Annotated in this window: 21 protein-coding genes; 9 read left to right on the forward strand and 12 right to left on the reverse strand. The window is 69.9% G+C overall.

The features are described from left to right. The first annotated feature begins 9 nt into the window (after positions 1–9). From VKQ35_RS08275 to VKQ35_RS08285, 3 genes are read left to right on the forward strand one after another with little or no spacing between them, the layout of a single operon-like run. Positions 10–501 carry an acyltransferase gene (locus VKQ35_RS08275; RefSeq protein WP_324360428.1) on the forward strand — a complete coding sequence of 164 codons (492 nt, stop codon included), beginning with the start codon at positions 10–12 and terminating at the stop codon, positions 499–501. Further along, positions 498–1,319, forward strand: coding sequence for an SDR family oxidoreductase (locus tag VKQ35_RS08280; protein ID WP_324360430.1), 822 nt, complete (start codon positions 498–500; stop codon positions 1,317–1,319). The genes VKQ35_RS08275 and VKQ35_RS08280 overlap by 4 nt, the downstream gene beginning before the upstream one ends. Then, the gene (locus VKQ35_RS08285) at positions 1,316–1,969 is read left to right on the forward strand and encodes a hypothetical protein (RefSeq protein WP_324360432.1); all 654 of its coding nucleotides are present in this window, start codon (positions 1,316–1,318) and stop codon (positions 1,967–1,969) included. Before VKQ35_RS08280 ends, VKQ35_RS08285 begins: the two co-directional genes overlap by 4 nt. Positions 1,970–1,983: 14 nt before the next feature. Here the strand turns inward: VKQ35_RS08285 and VKQ35_RS08290 are convergent, their stop codons facing one another. The 3 genes from VKQ35_RS08290 to VKQ35_RS08300 form a co-directional block, all read right to left on the reverse strand. After that, the gene (locus VKQ35_RS08290) at positions 1,984–4,269 is read right to left on the reverse strand and encodes a tetratricopeptide repeat protein (protein WP_324360434.1); all 2,286 of its coding nucleotides are present in this window, start codon (positions 4,267–4,269) and stop codon (positions 1,984–1,986) included. A 99-nt stretch (positions 4,270–4,368) separates the two neighbouring features. After that, entirely contained in the window at positions 4,369–4,638 is a 270-nt protein-coding gene (locus VKQ35_RS08295; protein ID WP_324360436.1) for a SemiSWEET transporter, read from the reverse strand. Next, entirely contained in the window at positions 4,635–5,291 is a 657-nt protein-coding gene (locus tag VKQ35_RS08300) for a sensor histidine kinase (protein ID WP_324360438.1), read from the reverse strand. Before VKQ35_RS08300 ends, VKQ35_RS08295 begins: the two co-directional genes overlap by 4 nt. Positions 5,292–5,431: 140 nt before the next feature. On the opposite strand from VKQ35_RS08300, the gene VKQ35_RS08305 reads away from it, so the two are divergent. The 4 genes from VKQ35_RS08305 (at position 5,432) to purD (ending at position 9,423) form a co-directional block, all read left to right on the forward strand. After that, positions 5,432–6,664: an ATP-binding protein gene (locus VKQ35_RS08305; RefSeq protein WP_324360440.1), complete on the forward strand. Its 1,233-nt coding sequence runs from the start codon at positions 5,432–5,434 to the stop codon at positions 6,662–6,664. A 72-nt stretch (positions 6,665–6,736) separates the two neighbouring features. Then, complete coding sequence (phoU, locus tag VKQ35_RS08310) at positions 6,737–7,426, forward strand: phosphate signaling complex protein PhoU (protein ID WP_324360442.1); 690 nt, start codon at positions 6,737–6,739, stop codon at positions 7,424–7,426. 14 nt (positions 7,427–7,440) lie between these two features. Continuing rightward, positions 7,441–8,130 (forward strand): phosphate regulon transcriptional regulator PhoB, encoded by a 690-nt coding sequence (gene phoB / locus VKQ35_RS08315; protein ID WP_324360693.1) that lies wholly within the window; start codon positions 7,441–7,443, stop codon positions 8,128–8,130. Positions 8,131–8,151: 21 nt separating this feature from the next. Further along, positions 8,152–9,423, forward strand: a complete 1,272-nt coding sequence (gene purD / locus VKQ35_RS08320) for a phosphoribosylamine--glycine ligase (RefSeq protein ID WP_324360444.1) — start codon at positions 8,152–8,154, stop codon at positions 9,421–9,423. 11 nt (positions 9,424–9,434) lie between these two features. Here the strand turns inward: purD and VKQ35_RS08325 are convergent, their stop codons facing one another. Next, positions 9,435–9,866, reverse strand: coding sequence for an SRPBCC domain-containing protein (locus VKQ35_RS08325; protein WP_324360446.1), 432 nt, complete (start codon positions 9,864–9,866; stop codon positions 9,435–9,437). Then, positions 9,866–10,177 carry a metalloregulator ArsR/SmtB family transcription factor gene (locus VKQ35_RS08330; RefSeq protein WP_324360448.1) on the reverse strand — a complete coding sequence of 104 codons (312 nt, stop codon included), beginning with the start codon at positions 10,175–10,177 and terminating at the stop codon, positions 9,866–9,868. The genes VKQ35_RS08325 and VKQ35_RS08330 overlap by 1 nt, the downstream gene beginning before the upstream one ends. Before the next feature lie 114 nt (positions 10,178–10,291). On the opposite strand from VKQ35_RS08330, the gene VKQ35_RS08335 reads away from it, so the two are divergent. Next, positions 10,292–11,374, forward strand: a complete 1,083-nt coding sequence (locus VKQ35_RS08335; protein WP_324360450.1) for a phosphotransferase family protein — start codon at positions 10,292–10,294, stop codon at positions 11,372–11,374. 24 nt (positions 11,375–11,398) lie between these two features. On the opposite strand, the gene VKQ35_RS08340 is transcribed toward VKQ35_RS08335, so the two are convergent. The 7 genes from VKQ35_RS08340 to VKQ35_RS08370 form a co-directional block, all read right to left on the reverse strand. Continuing rightward, positions 11,399–12,082, reverse strand: a complete 684-nt coding sequence (locus VKQ35_RS08340; RefSeq protein ID WP_324360452.1) for a hypothetical protein — start codon at positions 12,080–12,082, stop codon at positions 11,399–11,401. Then, positions 12,066–12,413 (reverse strand): PadR family transcriptional regulator, encoded by a 348-nt coding sequence (locus VKQ35_RS08345; protein ID WP_324360454.1) that lies wholly within the window; start codon positions 12,411–12,413, stop codon positions 12,066–12,068. The genes VKQ35_RS08340 and VKQ35_RS08345 overlap by 17 nt, the downstream gene beginning before the upstream one ends. A 67-nt stretch (positions 12,414–12,480) precedes the next feature. After that, positions 12,481–13,500: a tetraacyldisaccharide 4'-kinase gene (lpxK, locus tag VKQ35_RS08350; RefSeq protein WP_324360456.1), complete on the reverse strand. Its 1,020-nt coding sequence runs from the start codon at positions 13,498–13,500 to the stop codon at positions 12,481–12,483. Further along, entirely contained in the window at positions 13,497–14,777 is a 1,281-nt protein-coding gene (locus VKQ35_RS08355) for a 3-deoxy-D-manno-octulosonic acid transferase (RefSeq protein WP_324360458.1), read from the reverse strand. The genes lpxK and VKQ35_RS08355 overlap by 4 nt, the downstream gene beginning before the upstream one ends. Further along, positions 14,774–15,844 carry a cation diffusion facilitator family transporter gene (locus VKQ35_RS08360; RefSeq protein ID WP_324360460.1) on the reverse strand — a complete coding sequence of 357 codons (1,071 nt, stop codon included), beginning with the start codon at positions 15,842–15,844 and terminating at the stop codon, positions 14,774–14,776. Before VKQ35_RS08360 ends, VKQ35_RS08355 begins: the two co-directional genes overlap by 4 nt. A gap of 30 nt (positions 15,845–15,874) precedes the next feature. Next, positions 15,875–16,579, reverse strand: a complete 705-nt coding sequence (locus VKQ35_RS08365; protein WP_324360462.1) for a lysophospholipid acyltransferase family protein — start codon at positions 16,577–16,579, stop codon at positions 15,875–15,877. Beyond that, positions 16,576–18,366, reverse strand: a complete 1,791-nt coding sequence (locus VKQ35_RS08370; RefSeq protein ID WP_324360464.1) for an ABC transporter ATP-binding protein — start codon at positions 18,364–18,366, stop codon at positions 16,576–16,578. The genes VKQ35_RS08365 and VKQ35_RS08370 overlap by 4 nt, the downstream gene beginning before the upstream one ends. A gap of 107 nt (positions 18,367–18,473) precedes the next feature. On the opposite strand from VKQ35_RS08370, the gene VKQ35_RS08375 reads away from it, so the two are divergent. Beyond that, positions 18,474–19,157 (forward strand): fused DSP-PTPase phosphatase/NAD kinase-like protein, encoded by a 684-nt coding sequence (locus VKQ35_RS08375; RefSeq protein WP_324360466.1) that lies wholly within the window; start codon positions 18,474–18,476, stop codon positions 19,155–19,157. Positions 19,158–19,159: the final 2 nt, after the last annotated feature.

The following is a 19,159-nucleotide window of genomic DNA, read 5'->3' on the forward strand; positions in this document are numbered from 1 at the left end:
GGCTGCGGGATGCTGAAGATCGATCCCACCGCGAAGATCTCGCCGCTGGCGGATATCGAGGATTCGACGCGCGGCACCCTGATCGAGATCGGCGCCAGGACCTTCATCGACGCCTTCGTGAAGATCAAGCCGGCCGGCGGCATGGGCGACGTGGCGATCGGCGCCGACTGCGCGATCAACTCCGGCGTGGTGATCTACACCGGCAATGGGGTGAGGATCGGCGACGCCGTGGCGATCGCCGCCAACTGCACGCTGGCCCCCACCAACCACGCCGTGGCGGACCCGACCCGGCGCATCCGCGACCAGGGCTTCCAGCCGTCGAAGGGCGGCATCGTCATCGAGGAGGACGCCTGGCTCGGGGCCAATGTCGTGGTCCTCGACGGGGCGATCATCCGCAAGGGCGCGGTGATCGCCGCGGGCTCGGTCGTGCGCGGCGAGATCCCGGCCTATGAGATCCACGCCGGCTCGCCCACCCGCCGCATCGGGAAGCGCGGAGAGTGACCGGGCTCGCCACCATCCTGGGCGCCACGGGCTTTGTCGGCCGGCGGCTGCAGCAGAAACTCACCGCCGAGGGATGGGACGTGTTCGCGCCGGCCAAGGGCGACAAGACCCTGTTCGGCCGCGACATGGGCGTGGTGTTCTATTGCGCGGGGCTCACCGCCGACTTCGACCGCCGGCCCTTCGACACCGTCGAGGCGCATGTCACCCTGGTGGCCGAGCTCGCCCAGGCCGGGCGCTACGAGCAACTGATCTACCTGTCGTCGACGCGGCTCTACGACAGCCAGGCGGCCGCGTCGCTGGACGAGACGGCGCCCCTGCTGTTCGACCCGACCGACCCCAGGCGCACCTACGACCTCTCCAAGGCGCTGGGCGAGAACATCACGCTGACCCGCACCGAGGGCCGCGGCGCCGTGGCGCGCCTGGCCAATGTCTTCGACTGGGAGCCGGAGGCGCCGGGGTTCCTGTCCGAATGGCTGATCGAGGCGGCGCGGACGCGTGAGCTGCAGCTGGATTCCAGCCCGCACATCGCGCGCGACTACATCCATCTGGACGACGTGGTCGCCGCGCTCATCGCCATGTCGGAGAAGCCGGCGTCGGGCGTGGTCAACGTCTGCGGCGGCGAGCTCACGGCCAACGGCGAGATCGCCAACCTCTTCCTGCAGGCGGGCTGGCATGTGAGCTTTTCCCGCGACGTCTCGCCCGCCCCGCCGCCGCGCGCCGACAACGCCCGCCTCAGGGCCCTTGGCGTGACGCCAGCGCCGGTGAAGGATGTGGTCCGCCGCTACCTGGAAGGCCTGAAAGAAAGATCGCTGGCGTGAAGCTTCGGGGCCATACCCGCGAGACCTTGCTCGCCTACGTCACCGCCCAGTGCGCCCATATCGTGCCGGATGGGCGCGAGGCGGTGTTCCGCGCGGTGGCCGACGTTCATCTCGACGAGGCGCTGGAGCGGCTGCATCGCTGCATCAACGCGTGTGCGCCCTGGCGGCCGGACGAGTTCAACGTCCTGCAGTCCTCCCAGCACACCGCCTTTCTCTATTACCTGGCCAACACCATCTGGCGGCGCTCGGGCGACACCGAGGCGCCGACGCGCCTCTTCCTGATGAACAAGGCCTTCAACGGCATCGACCTCTTCTACGAGATCGCCATGCCTGAGGTGTTCTACATCGGCCACAGCGTCGGCATCGTGCTGGCCAAGGCGACCTACGGCAATTTCCTGGTGCTCTATCAGGGCGCGACGGTGGGGCGGCACAAGGACCAGATCCCGGTCATCGGCGACCGGGTCGTGCTCTATCCCGGCAGTTCGGTGGCGGCGGGCTCGGTGATCGAGGACGATGTGGTGCTGTCGCAGGGCGTGCGGGTCATCAACAAGCGCGTGCCGCGCGGCATGATGGCCTTCGCCGGGGCGGGGAACGAACTGGTGCTGCGCCCGCGGCCCGACGATCTCCTGGCCGAATACTTCCGCCTCTGAGATCGGCTTGGGGATCAGCCCTCCGGCCGCACCGTGCGGGCGATCAGGTCGTAGAAGTCGGCGGCGAACTGCTGGGTCTGCCCGAGCGGGCCGGCCTTGATCTGGTCGCGAATGTTTTCCCGCAAGGTCCTGCGGCGCTCCGGGTCGGCGGCGAGCGCGACGGCGATGCGCACGAACTCGTCCTTGTCCGAGGTGGCGAGGTCGCCAAGCCCGCTGTTGGCCAGGATCGAGGCGCTCAAGCGCTCGAAGAAGGCCTCGCCGACCAGGCTGACGACCGGCACGCCCATCCACAGCGCCTCGGTCGTCGTCGTGCCGCCGGTCAGCGGGAAGGTGTCCAGGCTGATGTCGACCTCGTTGTAGAACGGCATGTGGGCGCCGCGGATGGTCGAGAAGACGATCCGCTCGGGCGCGATCCCGCAGCGGCCGAACTCGGCCTGCAGATTGTCGCGGAAGGTCTTGGTGCCGCCTTCCGGACGGATGAACATGAACCTTGAGCCGGGCGTGGCCGCCAGCACCTGCGACCAGACCTCGACCATCTCGCGATTGTATTTGTGCGGATTGTTGGCGGTGCCGAAGGTGAGCACGCCGCCATTGCGGTCCTGCGGCAGGCCCGGCGTGATCTCCTGGCGGTCGGAGAACACCATGCGGCCAAGCGCGATCCAGCTCTTGGGCATCATCAGCGGCTGCTCGACCAGGAGGTCGCGGCGCGGCGGGGTGTTGTAGGGATCGGTGATTAGGTAGTCGATCGACGACAGCCCGGCGGAGTGCGGATAGCCCAGCCAGCTCCCCTGTTTCGGCGCCGGGCGATAGGCCATCACGTCCAGCTTGTTCATGTGCGTCGTGCCGCCGAGCTCGAAGAGGATGTCGAGCTGGTCGTCGGCGATCATCTGGGCGACGCGCTGGGAGTTCATTTCCGGCTCCCAGCGGTAGGCGGTGGACTTCGAGGCGAAGAACTCCTGCATCCGGTCGGCGCTGGCGCCCTGGTAGAACGAGTAGCAATAGATCTCGAACCGCTCGTCCAGGTGTTCGAACAGCGGCAGCGCGAAATAGCCGACCGGGTGGGCGCGCAGGTCAGAGGACATGAAGCCCAGCCGGATCTTGCCGCCGCGCGGACGGGCCGGCGGGTGTTTGATCTTGTGCTTGGCGGCCTCGGCCTCGATCAGCCGTCCCCAGATCTGGTGCTGCTCCAGCAGCTCATAGCGGTCCTCCAGCGTCCGGACCTGGGCCAGCTGCTTGAGCAGCGCTGTGTGGCGCCCGGTGGAGGCGAACAAGCGCCCCAGCGTCTTGAAGTCGCCCAGCTTGGGCAGGTCATCGAAGGCGCAGACCCGGATCAGCACCTCGTTGAGGATCTTCACATGCGCCGAGTTGGTCGGCTTGAGCGCCAGCGCGCGCCTGGCGAGCTGGTAGGACTCCTCGATGTTGGCGCCCTCGTCGCCCGTGCGGGTGCGCTCCAGGCTTTCGATCAGCGCCATCAGGCGCTCGAGGTTGTCGGGGTCGAGCTCGACCGCCCTGCGCAGGTGGACGTTGGCGCGGTCGCGGTCGATGTCGGCGGCGGTGACGCCGATCTGGTAGTGCAGCCAGCCGGCGTCCGGGAACTTACCGAGCAGCCCGACCAGGTAGGCGTCGGCGCGGCGCATCTGCTGGGCGCGGCGCATGATCACCGCGCGCGCTTCCAGGATCTTGGGGTTGTCGGGATTGGCCGCCAGCGCCTTGTCGAGCACCTCCTCGGCCTCTTCGCCCCTGTGCTCGTCGTTGAGCAGGCCGGCGATGTCCAGCCAGGCGTCGACCATGGTCTTCTGCAGGGCGATGGCCTGGCGCGCGCGGCTGATGGCGGCGGCGCGCTTGCCCTGTTTGGCGAGCGCGCGGCCGAGCTGGCGCAGGTGCTCGGCGTTGCGCGGGTCGCTGCGCACCAGCTTGGTGAAGACCGCCTCGCCCCGCACGCCGTCGTCCATGTCGAGCAGCACATTGCCGCGGTTGGACTGCACCGCGGCGTTGCCGGGATTGATCTTGGCCGCCCGGTCCAGCGTCGCCAGCGCCTCCGGGTAGCGGCCGAGCCGGCGGTAGAGCACGCCCAGCACGTTGAAGAGGTCCATGTCGCGCGGGTAACGGGCCACGGCGCGCTCGCCCCAGGCGACGCCCTCTTCGTTGCGTTGCGCCAGGTAGAGCTGGGTCAGCAGGACCCGGTAGATGGGGCTCGGCTGGTTGGGGTCGGCCTCGACGGCGGCGATCAGCAGGGGGAGCGCCTCCGCCCGGCGGCCCGCCTTCAACGCCGCATCCGCCGCCGCCAATCGTTCGTCCATGCGTCCACTCAGGTCTCAGCGCGCCCGCTGCGGCGGCGATTTCGGGCCAGCCTTAAGGCCGCCTGCCGCCCATGACTAGAGCCGGGGCGCAACGCCGGCTCATCGGCCGCGGCCGAACCGCCATTTCAGCGCCAGCACCGCCGCCGCCATGCCCAGGCAGATGAGGTTGGAGACGGTGACCGGCCAGCTTTTCACCAGCACCCCATAGGCGCTCCACAGGCAAAAGCCGGCGACCGTCACCAGGTACATGGCGAGCGACACCTCGCCCGCGTCGCGGTCGCGCCAGATCTTGGCGATCTGGGGCGCGAAGCTGGACATCGAGCACAGGGCCGCGACCGTGCCGACAGCATTGGCGATCAGGTTGCTCATGACGCCCGAACCGCCATTGGGGCCGCGATCGGGACCGCCACCGAGGCGCGGACGCCAGGCGCGGTGTCGGCGATCTCGAACTCGGCGTGAAGCTGCTGGCAGAGCAGCTTGACGACAGTCAGGCCGAACCCGGGCGGCTGGCCGCCCAGGCCGATCCCGTCGTCGGCGATGCTCAGCCGGCAGGAGCCCTCGCCGCCGCGCAGGCTGACGGCGATACGGCCGCCGCGCGGAGGCGGAAAGGCGTGCTTGAGGGCGTTGCCCAGGAGTTCGTTGACCACCAGGGCGAGCGGCGCGGCGGCGGCCGCCGGAACGCAGACGCGGTCCAGGTCCAGCGCGATCTCCAGGTCGTCGCGCCTTGCGGCCGCGGCGAGATCGCCGGCCAGGTCGCGCACGAAATCGGCGACATCGAAGCTTGAGGGGTCGCCCTGGAACAGCCGGCGATGGACGGTGGCGACGGCGTTCACCCGCGCCAGGACCGAACCCAACGCCGCGCGGGCGGCCTCGTCCGTGGCGCGGCGGTTCTGCAGCAGGATCAGCGAGGCGACCAGCTGCAGGTTGTTCTTCACCCGGTGGTCGATCTCGTGCAGCAGGGCGTCGGTCTGGGCCGGGGCGTCGCAGAGGCCCGGTGGGCCGGCGTCGGATGGATCGCTCATCTGGTCACGACAGGCCCTTGGGCGGCCCGTTCCCTCCCTGACGCCGAACAACGGCTCCAGCCAAGGTGGGTTCCTCACGCCTCGTCAACAGCTCATCGACCCGAGCGTCACCGACCTGACACACGACTGGGGATGTTAGAGTGGGCAAATACGGAGAATCACCGCTGTCGCTGCTCGATCCCCTTCCGACGTCGATTCCAGCCTCGCAACTCTATGCGGCGCTGATCGACGCCCTGCCGGATCCGATTCTGGTGGTGACGGGGCTGGACCGCGACGATTTGACCGGGCGGCGCTACATCCTCGCCAACGCGGCCGCGCGCGAACTGCTGCGGATCACCGCCGAGGAGGGGATGCTGCTCTCCGCCGTGCGCGATCCGGAGGTGCTGGCCGCGGTCGACCGGGCGCTGTTCGACGAGACCGACAGCGAGGGCTTCTACGAGACCACCGGCGCCCAGACCCGCTCCCTGCGAGTGCGGGCGCGCTCGCTGGGGCGCGGCCTGGACGGGACGCGGCTGGCGCTCCTGACCTTCCACGACGAGACCGAAGTGCGCCGGGTGGAGCGCACGCGGGTCGATTTCCTGGCCAACGCCAGCCACGAGCTGCGCACGCCGCTGGCCTCGCTCTCCGGCTTCATCGAGACCCTGCGCGGCCACGCCCGCGACGACGTCGCCGCGCGCGACAAGTTCCTCGGCATCATGCAGGCTCAGGCCGACCGCATGGCGCGCCTGATCGCCGACCTGACCTCGCTCAGCCGCATCGAACTCGACGAGCACGTCGCCCCCAAGGGCGTGGTCGACCTGGTGCTGCTGGTCGGCGAGGTGGTCGAGGCCGCGGCTCCCCTGGGCGCGCAGCGGCGCATCAGCCTCGACTGGCGGCCCTGCGGGGCCGGCAAGGTCTTCGTGCGGGGCGAGCGCGACCAGATCGTCCAGGTGGTCCAGAACCTGCTGGACAACGCCATCAAATACTCTCCGGACGGGGCCGCGGTGCGGATCGAACTGCAGAGCGGCCTCACGGACCTGGCCGCCGCGGCGAGCCCGGAGGGCGTGCCGCGGCTGTCGCTGGTGGCGCCCGATCCCTCGGCGGAGACCTATGCCGCGCTCAGGATCGTCGATCTTGGCCCGGGCATCGCGCGCCAGAACCTGCCCAGGCTTTCCGAACGGTTCTATCGCGTGGACGGTCAGAAGAGCGGCGCGCGGTCCGGCACGGGCCTCGGCCTGGCGATCGTCAAGCACATCATGAACCGTCACCGCGGCGGCCTGGTGGTCGCCAGCGCCGAAGGCGAGGGCTCGACCTTTACCGCCTATTTCCCCATGGCGAACGCGCCAGATGGCGTCCCTGGGGGTCTCCCGGGCGGCGTCGTCAAAGCGTCATGAGACTGTAGCATAGCCGGGCGTGCGGACCGCCCCGATCCCGAGTAACCTTGGGGCGTCCGAGAGGCGAGCCAGATGAACGAGCACATCGTCAAATCCTACGAAGATGAGCTGAACAGCCTGGCGGCCGAGTGTGTGCGCATGGGCGGGCTGTGCGAGGCGCAGGTCGCCGACGCCGTCCAGGGCGTGGTCAAACGCAACCAGGAGCTCGCCTCGTCGGTCGTCGTGCGCGACGACAAGCTGGACGAGGCGGAGCGCGACATCGAGCGCAAGACCATCCGCCTGATCGCGCTGCGCCAGCCGGTCGCGGACGACCTGCGCCGCGCCGTGGCGGCCATGAAGGTCGCCGGCAACCTCGAGCGCTGCGGCGATCTCGCCAAGAACATCGCCAAGCGCACCCTGGTGATCATCGAGAGCGACCCCTTGACCCCGCTCACCCGCTCCATCGAGCGGATGGGCAAGCTGGTGCTGGGCCGGCTCTCCAGCGTGCTGGACGCCTACTCGCGTTCGGACCTGGAACGCGCGCTGGCGGTCTGGAGCCAGGACGACGAGGTCGACGAGCACTACAACTCGCTGTTCCGCGAACTGCTCACCTACATGATGGGCGACCCGCGCACGATCACCGCCTGCGCCCACATGCTGTTCGTGGCCAAGAACCTCGAGCGGATCGGCGACCATGCCACCAACATCGCCGAGATCGTGCACTACGAGATCACCGGCGCCGAGATGACCGGCGGCCGGCCGAAGACCGACGGACTGGCCTGAGCCTCGCCATGCAAATGACGCCGCACATCCTGGTCGTCGAGGACGAAGACTCGCTCGCGACCCTGTTGCAGTACAACCTGCAGAAGGAAGGCTACGACATCGCCGTCGCCGGCGACGGCGAAGAGGCGCTGATGCTGGTCGACGAGCGTTTGCCCGACCTGATCGTGCTCGACTGGATGCTGCCCAAGGTCTCCGGGATCGAGGTCTGCCGGCGCCTGCGCCAGCGCAACGAAACGCGCAATGTGCCGATCATCATGCTCACCGCCCGCGGCGAGGAGAGCGACAGGGTGCGCGGCCTCGACACCGGCGCCGACGACTATCTGGTCAAGCCCTTCTCGATGACCGAGCTGACCGCGCGCATCCGCGCGGTGCTGCGCCGTATCCGCCCGGGGCTGGCCGAGGACCGCGTCCGCCGCGGCGATCTCCTGATCGACCGCGTCGCCCACCGGGTGAAACGCGCCGGCGCCGAGATCCACCTGGGCCCGACGGAATTCCGGCTGCTCGACTATCTGATGCAGCATCCGGGCCGGGTGTTCTCCCGCGAACAGCTCCTGGACGCCGTCTGGGGCTCCGACGTCTACGTCGAGGCCCGCACGGTCGACGTGCACATCGGGCGCCTGCGCAAGGCGCTGGGGGTCTCGGAGTCCGACGACCCGATCCGCACGGTGCGGTCGGCGGGGTATTCCCTCGACCTCGAAGGCTGAGCCGCGCTAAAGCGCGGACCCATGAACATCCTCCTGGTGGGTTCCGGCGGGCGCGAGCATGCGCTGGCGTGGAAGATCAAGCAGTCGCCGCTGCTGACGCGGCTCATCTGCGCGCCGGGCAATCCGGGCATGGCTGGGATCGCCGAAGTCCGCGACGTCAAGCCCACAGAGGTCGGCCGCCAGGTCGAACTGGCCCTCGAGATCAAGGCCGACCTGGTGGTGATCGGGCCGGAGGTGGCGATCGAGGCGGGCCTCGCCGACGCCCTGGCGCAGGTGGGCATCCCCTGCTTCGGCCCCACCGCGGCGGCGGGCCAGCTGGAAAGCTCCAAGGCCTTCACCAAGGCGTTCTGCGACCGCCACCATCTGCCGACCGGCCAGTACCGCATCTGCGATGACGCCGCCGCCGCCAAGGCCGCGCTCGCCCACTTCCAGCCGCCCTATGTGGTCAAGGCCGATGGCCTTGCGGCCGGCAAGGGCGTGGTGATCGCGCCCGACCGGGCGGCGGCCGAGGCGGCGATCGACGACACCTTTGGCGGCAGCGTCGGCGCGGCCGGCGCGCGGGTGGTGATCGAGGAATATCTCGAGGGCGAGATCGGCTCGCTGTTCGCGCTCTGCGACGGCAAGACCTCAATGCTGTTCGGCTGGGCGCAGGACCACAAGCGCGCCTTCGACGGCGACGAGGGGCCGAACACCGGAGGCATGGGGACCTATTCGCCGGCCCCGGTCTTCACCTACGACCTGGTCGAGCAGACCCGCACGCGGCTGGTGGAGCCGGCCTTCAAGGGCATCGCCGCCGACGGCGCGCCCTATCGCGGCGTGCTGTTCGTGGAGCTGATGGCCACGCGCCACGGGCCCAAGCTGGTGGAGTTCAACGCGCGTTTCGGCGACCCCGAATGCCAGGTGCTGATGCTGCGCCTGGAGAGCGACCTCGTGCCTTATCTGATGGCCTGCGCCACCGGGCGGCTGCACGAGATGCCGCAGCCGAAATGGCGCGACGACGACGCGGTCTGCGTGGTGCTGGCCACCGAGGGCTATCCCGGCCCCGCCAAGGCCGGCAGCGTGATCGGGGGGCTCGACGCCGATTTCGGTGCGGGCGTGGTGGTCTTCCAGGCCGGGACCTCGGCCGGCGACGACGGCGCGATCCTCGCCGGCGCCGGCCGCGCGCTCAACGTCTGCGCGGTCGGCAGGGACCTCGCCGAGGCCCGCGAGCGGGCCTATGGCGCCGTGGCCCTGATCGACTGGCCGCAGGGCTTCCACCGCACCGACATCGGCTGGCGCGCCCTTCTTCGCTGAAAGAGGTGCCGCTAGGGCGCCTCCGACAACCGCTTCAGATTGGGCAGGCAATAGCCGCCCCAGCCGCCGATCAGCGCATCGTGCACGGCCTTGATCTCGGCCTCCGCGAACTGGTCCCAACCCGCGTGGACGAGCGCCGCCCGCGTGCCGCCGGCGATGGCGGTCAGGCGAAGCTCGACCCGCGTCTTGGGCGCGCCGGGCATGAACCAGGTGAAGACGAACCGGGTCGGGGGCTCCATCGCCTCGATCTGGCAGTGCGTGGCGCCGGACATGTCTTCCGCGGCCCGCTTGGCGCCGTCCGGCTGCATGTAGAAGACGTGGCCCACCTGCGCCTTGAACCGCTGGCAGCCGAGCCACTGCTCGATCAGCCCCTCGCCGGTGAGCACCGCCCAGACCCGCTCGACGGGCGCGGCGATATCGATGTGAGCCTCGATGTCGTCCATCACGCATCCCCCTCCGAGAGCCGCTTCAGAAGCAGCAGCCGTTCGTTCCAGAAGCCGTCGAGCCAATCGCGGACCGCGGCGAACGGCGCCGGCTCCAGGGCGTAGATGTTGCGCCGCCCGTCGGCCTTGGCGCGCACCAGCCCGGCCTCGCTCAGCACCCGCAGATGCTTGGAGATCGCCGGCCGGCTGACCGCGAAGCGCGCGGCCAGATCGCCCACCGCCTCGGGCCGTTCGCCGAGCAGTTCCAGGATCCGCCGCCGGGTCGGGTCGGCGATCGCGCTGAACACATCCTCGGAGGCGGCCGGGCTCATGCGGGGAGTATTGGTAACCATGTGGTTACGAGTCAAGGCGTTTTGCGCCGCCGCGGCTTGCGGGCGCTGGGGGCGGCTCGGTAAGGTGGTTCAAACAACTGTAGGGGAAACGCCATGGCCGACGTCGTCGACGCCGCCGAGCAGGAGCGCGAGGCGCTCAACACCGGCACCAAGCCCGTGGCCGAGTCCCACAAGTTCGACGAAGCGGCCCTCGACGCCTGGATGAAGGCCAATGTGAAGGGCTACGCAGGTCCCCTGGAGGTGCGCCAGTTCAAGGGCGGCCAGTCCAATCCGACCTACCAGCTGATCACGCCGAACAAGAAATACGTCCTGCGCCGCAAGCCGCCGGGCAAGCTGTTGCCCTCGGCCCACGCGGTCGACCGGGAGTACAAGGTGATCACCGCGCTGGGGACGACCGGCTTCCCGGTGGCGGAGACCTATGGCCTGTGCGTCGACGACGGGGTCATCGGCACCTGGTTCTACATCATGGACATGGTCGAGGGCCGCATCCTCTGGGACCAGTCGCTGCCGCAGTACCAGCCGGCCGAGCGGCACGCGATCTTCATGGACAAGATCAAGGTCCTCGCCGACCTCCACAACACCGACTACGTCAAGATCGGCCTCGAGGATTTCGGCCGTCCCGGCAACTACATGGGCCGGCAGGTCGAGCGCTGGACCCGGCAATACAAGGCGTCGGAGACCATCCACATCCCGGAGATGGAAAAGCTCATCGCCTGGCTGCCCAAGACGCTGCCCGAGCAGGAGAAGACCTCGATCGTCCACGGCGACTACCGCCTGGACAATATGATCTTCCACCCGACCGAGCCCCGGGTGATCGCGGTGCTGGATTGGGAGCTTTCGACGCTGGGCGATCCCTTGGCGGACTTCACCTATCTGCTGATGAACTGGATCAACGGCTCGCTGTCGATGATCCCGGACCAGAAGGCCCACGGGGTGCCGACCATCGAGGAGACGGTCGACTACTACTGCAGCCTGACCGGGCGTTCCGGCCTGCACGACCTCGACTGGTTCTGCGCCTACAACGCCTTCCGCCTAGCGGGCATCCTGCAGGGGATCGTCGGCCGCGTGCGCGACGGCACCGCCAACAGCCCGCACGCCGCCCAACAGGCCGACCGGGTGCTCAGCCTCGCCCAGGCAAGCTGGAAGTTCGCCCAGAAAGCGGGCGCGGAGGGCTAGAGCCCGCCGCGCCAACGCCTTAAATCACCCGCCTTGGCGCTCGCGGGCGGCGCGCCACAGCAGGAGCGCCGCATAGGGCAGGGCGGCGAGCCCCAGGATGACCGCGAAGGCCGCGCCCCCGTCCGGCGAGATCGCGACCTCGCCGTGCGTCGTCGCGGTGGGCAGCGTCAGGATCGGGTGGAAGATGCTGCCGAGCGCCGCCAGCGCGACGATCCCGCAGGCCGGCCAGAGCGGGGCCGAGCGGTTGCGGACCGCCGCAAAGCTGAGCGCCCAGGCCAACAGGACCGGCAGGATCGCATGGCTGAAGAACATCATGCCGGTCGCGAACTCGCTGAGCCAGCCGGGCAGGGCGCCTCCGCCGCTCGCACCACGCACCTGCTGAACCGTCATCACCACGGCCGCGGCCGATAGCGCCGTGGCCGCCGCCAGGCCGAGCGTGGGCGCGATCAGGTAGGCCGTGACCGGCGCCTTTCGGCCCCAGGTCTGAAATTCGCGGCGTTCAATCATGGCGTCGGCCAGCATTTCGAAGCTCCCTAGTCTGGAAAGCGCCCGGGTTTCCGCGTCGCGCGGATCGTTCATCGCCCGGCGCTCCTCGGCGATGAGATCGTCCAGATGGTCTTTCAGCTCAGCGAGGTAGCGGCGGGCTGGGCGCCGACGGACGCCGCCGTCGAGCAGCCGGCGCCACAGGGGATCAAACGAGGCCTGCACGGTCGCCTCCGACCAGCACTTGCCCCACCGCACCGGTGATCCGCGACCAGAGCTCGGTGAGCTCGGTCAGGCGCGACACGCCCTGGGGCGACAGGGCGTAGTAGATGCGGCTGCGGCCGCCGACGGAACGGCGCTCGGAGGTGATCGCGCCGCTGCGCTCCAAGGCGTGCAGCACCGGATAGACCACGCCCTCGCCCAGGCTCACGACCTCGGCGGTCTCCTCGCGGATCGCCTGCACGATCTCGTAGCCGTACATCTCGCGGCCGCGCAGCAGTCGAAGGACTAGAAGCTCCGGCACGCCGTTCATGAAACTGGGATTGGTCGTCGCCATCGCCGCGGGCCTTATACCTCGAACTGAAAGGTATAATGCCTAGAACTGCGAGGTATGCAACTGCGATTTAGATCCCGGTCTTGGCCAACAAGGCGTCGAGGGCGGCGGGGTCGTCGAAGACAGCCTTCACTGGCCAGGCCGTGACCCTCGTGCGCCAGGCGGCGGGCAGGCGGACCCAGTCCTTCTCGGTGGTCACCAGGCCGGCGTTGAACAGGGCCGCGCGGTCCGCCAGGGCCTTCAGCGCGGCCTCGTGATAGGCCGCGTGGTCGGGGAACGGCGCGAAGTCCTTGAGGTCGCAGCCGGCGGCCTGCAGGGCGCGCTCGACCTTCCAAGGCTTGCCGATGCCGGCGAAGCCCACCTGCGGCCCCTTCGGCGGCGCCTGGGCGGCTGCGAGGTGGCCGGTGAGCAGGGGCGGCCCCTTCAGGAGCGCGATCAGGCCGGCGTCGGCCTGCGGAAGATCGGCGGGCAGCAGCACCAGCACCCCGTCGGCGCGGGCCAGACCCGTCGCCAGGGGCTCGCGCATGGGCCCCGCCGGGAAGACGCGGCCATCGCCGAACGGCCAGTCCTCACCGCGCGTCTCGCCGTCGACGACGACCAGCGAGAGGGCCTTTTTCACGGAAGGGTTCTGGTGGCCGTCGTCCATGACGATGACCTGCGCGCCGGCTTGCGCGGCGGCCAGCGCGCCGGCGGCTCGGTCGCGGGCGACCCAGACCGGGTAGTCGCAGGCCAGCATCAGGGGCTCGTCGCCGACGTCGGCTGAGGTGTGAACCTTAGGGTCCACGCGCACCGGGCCCGCCAGCTTGCCGCCGTAGCCGCGGGACAGCAGGTGGACGGCCTGGCCCTTGGCCGCCAAACGCTCGGCGAGGGCGCGCACGACGGGCGTCTTGCCGACGCCGCCCATGGTGAGATTGCCGACGCATATCACCGGGACGCCGACGTCCAGCGGCTGCGCTCGGGCGATCCGCCGCGCGGTCACCGCCGCCCAAATCCAGGAGACCGGCGTCAGCAGCATCCGGATCCCAGACATGCCGCCGCGCCGCTGCTGATCGTCGCGCACGTACCACCAGCGGGGTGTCGAGAGCTTCATGCCGGCAACAGGGGTTCGATCAGCGCCATGGCCGCCGTCAGCGCCGCGCCTTGGCGCCCGGCGTAGTCCGCCGCCGCCTCGCCGATGCGGCGCGCGATGACCGGATTGGCCAGCAGGCCCGTGATGTGGCGGGCCAGCGCCGCGCCGTCCTCGGCCTCAAGGGCGGCCACGAGTGCGAACATCTCGGCGTAGATTTCGCGGGCGTTGAAGACGTGCGGCCCGGTGACGATGGCGCAGCCGAGCCGCGCCGCTTCCAGCGGATTGTGCCCGCCCACGCCTTCGGCGAACCCGCCGCCCAGCACCACCGCGTCGGCGATCCGATAGAACGCGCCCAGCTCGCCCAGGGTGTCGGCGACATAGGCCGTGGCGTCGGGCGCCAGGGCCTCGCCCGCCGCGCGCCGGGCGACGGTGAACCCCAGGGCTTGCAGATCGGCGGCGACCTGCGGGCCTCGGTCCGGGTGGCGCGGCGCGACGATGAGCACGGCGGGCGTTCCCTCCGTCGCGGTCCTGAACGCCTGCGCGATCAGGCGCTCCTCGCCCGGATGGGTGCTGGCGGCCAGCACCGCCTTGCGGTCGCCGATCCCGGCCGTCAGCGCCGCGGCCAGGGCGGCGTCCACCGGCGGCGCGCCGCCGACCAGCTTCAGGTTCAGGTAGGGGCCGGTCTCGGCGCCCAGGCCCTGCAGGCGGCCTTGCGTCGCGGCGTCCTGCGGCAGGATCAGGTCGAAGGCCCGCAGCAGGGCGCGGGCGGTCGCCGGCGCGCGACCCCAGCCCGCCGCGCTGCCGTCCGTCATCCGCGCCGACAAAAGGGCCAACTTCACGCCCCGCGCCTTTGCCGCGACGATCAGGTTGGGCCAGAGGTCGCTCTCAACGAACAGGGCCGCGCCCGGCCGCCAGTGGTCGAGGAACCGCGCCGCCGCGCCCGGCGCATCCACCGGCAGAAACTGGTGGATCACGCCAGCCGGCAGGCGCTTGGCCAGCACTTCCGCCGAAGTCACGGTGCCGGACGTGACCAGCAGGTCGAGGTTGGGCCGCGCGGCCTTCAGCGTCGCGATCAGCGGCAGCAGCGACAGGCTTTCGCCGACGCTGACGCCATGCAGCCAGACCAGCGGGCCGTCCGCCCGCGCCTGCGTCGGCCGACCGAGGCGTTCGGAAATGCGGGCGGGGTCTTCCTTGCCGGCGCGCGCCCGGCGGGCCAGCAGGGCCGGGGCCAGCGGCTCGAAGAGGCCGGTCGCCGCGGCGTAGATCGCCAGCGGCAGGGTGCGCCTGACTGGGCTCACACCACCCCGTGCGGCGCCAGCCGGCAGGCCGTGTCGGCGTCGGTCTCCACCTGCAGGGTCGAGTGGCCGATGTTGAACCGCTGGGAAAGCGCTTCGCAGGTCGCGTGCAGGAAGTCGTCGGCGTCGTCGTTGGCCGGGCGGATGACGTGGGCGGTGAGCGCCGTCTCCGTCGTACTCATCGCCCAGATGTGCAGGTCGTGGATTTCCTCGACGCCGGGCTGCGACGCGAGCCAGGCCCGCACCTCGGCCACGTCGATCTCGCGCGGCGCGCCGTCCAGCGCCAGGTTCACCGAGTCGCGCAGCAGGCCCCAGGTGCCGATGACGATCACCACGGCGATGCCCAGGCTCAGCGCCGGGTCGATCCACTGCAGGCCCGTCAGCATGATGACGCCGGCGCCGATCACCACGACCAGCGAGATCACCGCGTCGCTGGCCATGTGCAGGAAGGCCCCGCGGACGTTCAGGTCCTCCTTGCTGCCGCGCATGAACAGCAGGGCGGTGGCGGTGTTGATGGCGATCCCGACGGCGGCGGTGAGCATCACCGTCCGGGTGTCGATGACGCTGGGCAGCGTCAGGCGGTGGATCGACTCCGAGACGATCCCGCCGATCGCCAGCAGCAGGAAGACCGCGTTGCCGAGCGAGGCCAGCACGGTCCCCTTGCGCAGGCCGTAGGTCCGCCGGCTGGTCGGCGCGCGCTTGGCCAGCACCGTCGCGCCCCAGGCCATCAGCAGCGCCAGGACGTCGGAGGCGTTGTGGCCGGCGTCAGCCAGCAGCGCCATGGAGCCGGACCAGAAGCCCGCGCCCACCTCGACGATGACGAACAGGGTGTTCAGCGTCACCCCGATGGCGAACACCATGCCCATGTCCTTGGGCACGTGATGGTGATGGCCGCCGCCGTGGTGGTGGTGATGGCCGTGGCCATGATCGTGCTTGTGGGCGGCGTGGTCGTGATCGTGCGCCCCATGATCGTGAGCCCCATGATCGTGAGCCCCATGAGCGTGAGCCTTGTGATCATGGTGGTCATGACCGTGGTGGTCGTGATCGTGGTGGTCGTGCGCCTTGGCCATGCGCCTATGTCTCACCACAGGCCGGCCGGATCAATGCGGCGTTCGCCCCACCAGGGTTTCCGCACGGCGTGTGACCGCCGAGAGACGGGCCGACCAATCGGCCAGCAGGGCCGCAGCCATAGCGTCGTCGGCGTCCGGCGGAACGTGCAGCGGGCCTTCCCAGACCACGGCGCCTTTGCCGAACGGGGCGGCGAACATGATCCTGTCCCAGGTGTCGAACTGCTTGGAGGGATTGGCCGCGATGCCCATCAGGAAGACCGGCTGTTGCGAGCGCTTGGCGATCTGCAGGGCGCCGGCGGCGATGATCTCATTGGGTCCGCGCGGCCCGTCCGGCGTGATCACCAGGGCGCCGCCGCCGCCGACCCAGGTCACCGCTTCGCGCAGGGCCGCCACCGCCTGGCGGGCCTTGGCCGAGTCGCCCTTCTTGGCCGAGGAGACGCGGATCGCCGGGAAGCCGGCCATCTCCAGGGCCGTGGCGATGAACTGGCCGTCGGAGGAGGGCGAGACGAAGGCCCGGGTGCGCTTGCGCCACCACTGCGGGGCGGTGGCCAGGCACAGCGGGATGCGGCCATGCCAGAACAGCGCGATGGCGCCGCTGTCGCCGGCCAGCACCGGCTCGACGCAGTCGAGGTTCTCATGCGTCCAGCGCACGGTCGAGAGGATCAGCCGGATATAGGTCCCAAGCAGCCAGCCCAGCAGGTTCTGGACGGCGTCGCTCTTGAAGAGCTTCTTCAAGCCCCGACACCTACTTCCGGGGTTTCCGCTTCCAGGTCCTGGCTCTTGGCCAGGCGCGCATAGAGCCCGCGCTTCTTGATCAGGCCGGCGTGGTCGCCGGTCTCGACGATCCGGCCCCTGTCGATGACATAGATGCGGTCGGCGCCCCGCACGGTGGACAGGCGATGTGCGATCAGGATGGTCGCCCGGCCCGCCATCAGCCGCTTCAGCGCCACCTGCACCTGCGCCTCGCTCTCGGTGTCCAGCGCGCTGGTGGCCTCGTCGAGCAGCAGGATCGGCGCGTCCTTCAGGAAGGCCCGCGCAATGGCGATCCGCTGGCGCTGGCCGCCGGAGAGCCTGGCGCCTGCCTCGCCCACCTGGGTGTCATAACCGTTGGGCAGCGCCAGGATGAAGTCGTGCGCGGCGGCCTCGCGCGCGGCGCGCTCCACGGCGTCGGCGTCGGCGTCCGGCCGCGCATAGGCGATGTTGGCGCGGATCGTGTCGTCGAACAGGAAGGGCTCCTGGGTCACCAGCGCGATCTGGCTGCGAAGCGACGCCAGCGTCACATCGCGCACGTCGACGCCGTCCAGCATCACGCGCCCGCCGGTCACGTCATAGAAGCGCGGGATCAGGTTGAGGATCGTCGACTTGCCGCCGCCGGAGGGGCCGACCAGGGCGACGGTCTCGCCGCGCCGCACGTCCAGGCTGACCCCGCTCAGCGTCGGCGGACCGTCGCCGTCATAGCGGAAATCGACATCCTCGAAGTGGATCGACCCTTCGGTCAGCGCCAGCGCCGCCGCGCCGGGGCGCTCGCGCACCTCCGGCTCCACGTCCAGCGCCACGAACAGCCGGCGCATGGCCGCCATGCCCTCGGCGAAGACGGTCTGCAGATTGGCCACCTGGCGCAGCGACTGCGACCCCATCGCCAGCGCCGCCATGAACGAGACGAAGGCGCCGGCGGTCATGTGGCCGTGCTCCGAACGCCAGCCGGCGTAGAACAGCACGCCCGCGGTGAGCAGCGTCATCACCAGCTCGGTGGAGGGGGCGGCGAAGGCCCGCGCATTGGCGCCCTTGATCAGGTGGCTCTGGCGGCGCGTCACCACCTCGGCGACGCGGGTCTCTTCGTAGGCCTCGCGGTTCTCGATCTTGACGATGCGGACGCCGTCCAGGCTCTCCATGATCGCCGTCGACAGGGCCGAGGTCTCGGCCATGGCGCCCTTGGCCGCCTTGCTGGAGCGCCGGGAGAAGCGGCGCATGATGTAGCTGGCGACCGGGGCGACCACCACGACGCCGAGCGTCAGCCAGCGGTCGTTGCCGATCATCACCGTGAACGCCCCGATCACGATCAGCAGCTCGCGGGTGTAGTTGATGAAGCCCGAGGTCACCGCCTCGCGGATCAGGCCGGCGTCATAGAGCACCGAGGCCACATAGGACCCGGAGTGCTGGCTGCGAATGCGGGCCAGGTCCGCGCGGACCATGCGGCCGAACAGCTGCACCTGCACGTCGCCGACCACGCCGTTGCCCATGCGGTTGACCAGTGTGGCCTGGATCAGCGAGGCCGCCAGCCGCGCCACGGCGATGGCCACGATCATCAGCGGCAGGCGCTCGAGTTGGCCCGGCTTGTGGTTGATGAACAGGTCGTTGGTCGCCGGTTCGAGGATCTGGGCCAGCTCGGTGGTGAGGAAGGCGGTCGCGATGGCCGCCGCGAAGGCGGTGATCCAGCCCTTCCAGCGCGGCAGCAGGTAGGTCCGCGCCACCCGCGCGATCAGGGCGCGGGCCGGCAGCTCAGGCGTCTGGGAGGCGCTCATAGGGGTTGGCGTCGTCCGATGCGGGGGCGAAGTCAAGCAGTCGGCCTCTCGCGGCGGTTTGCCTCCGCCGCTTCCGTCGGCGGGGCGGAGGCCTTAGGTAGGGCGCCATGTCGCTTGCGCCAACCAAGCCCGGATTCGACCTCGCCACGCCCGGCGGGCGGTTCAAGACCTATGCCGACTACCTGTGGAACGACCACGCCTATCTGCGGCTCGGCTTTCAGAACGCCCACTGGATCAGCGACGAGCTGGTCCGCACCAACCAGCCCTGGCCGCATCAGCTGGCCGCCTGGAAGGACAAGGGCGTCAAGACCATCGTCAACCTCCGCGGCGGCTTCGACGCCAGTTTCCACGCCCTGGAAAAGGACGCCTGCGCGCGGCTCGGCCTGACCATGGTCGACTTCACCATCACCTCGCGTGAGGTCCCGATCCGCGAGCGGGTGCTGGGCGCCAAGCGGCTCTACGAGACCATCGCCTACCCGGCGCTGATCCACTGCAAGTCCGGCGCGGACCGGGCCGGGATCATGAGCGTCTTCTACATGCATTTCCGCAAGGGCCTGCCGATCCGCGAGGCGCTGGACCAGCTCGACCTCAAGTATCTGCATGTGAAGCAGGGCAAGACCGGGGTCCTCGACTACGTCTTCGAGCGGTACCTGGCGCAGGGCGAGCCCGCCGGCATGTCGTTCCTCGAATGGGTCGAGAGCCCGATGTACGACCCGGCGGGCATGAAGGCCGACTTCCGGGCCGGCATGATCGGCTCGGTGCTCACCGAGAAGCTGCTGCGCCGGGAGTAGCC

This window comes from Phenylobacterium sp. (genome assembly GCF_035309685.1).
Taxonomy (GTDB): Bacteria; Pseudomonadota; Alphaproteobacteria; order Caulobacterales; family Caulobacteraceae; genus Phenylobacterium.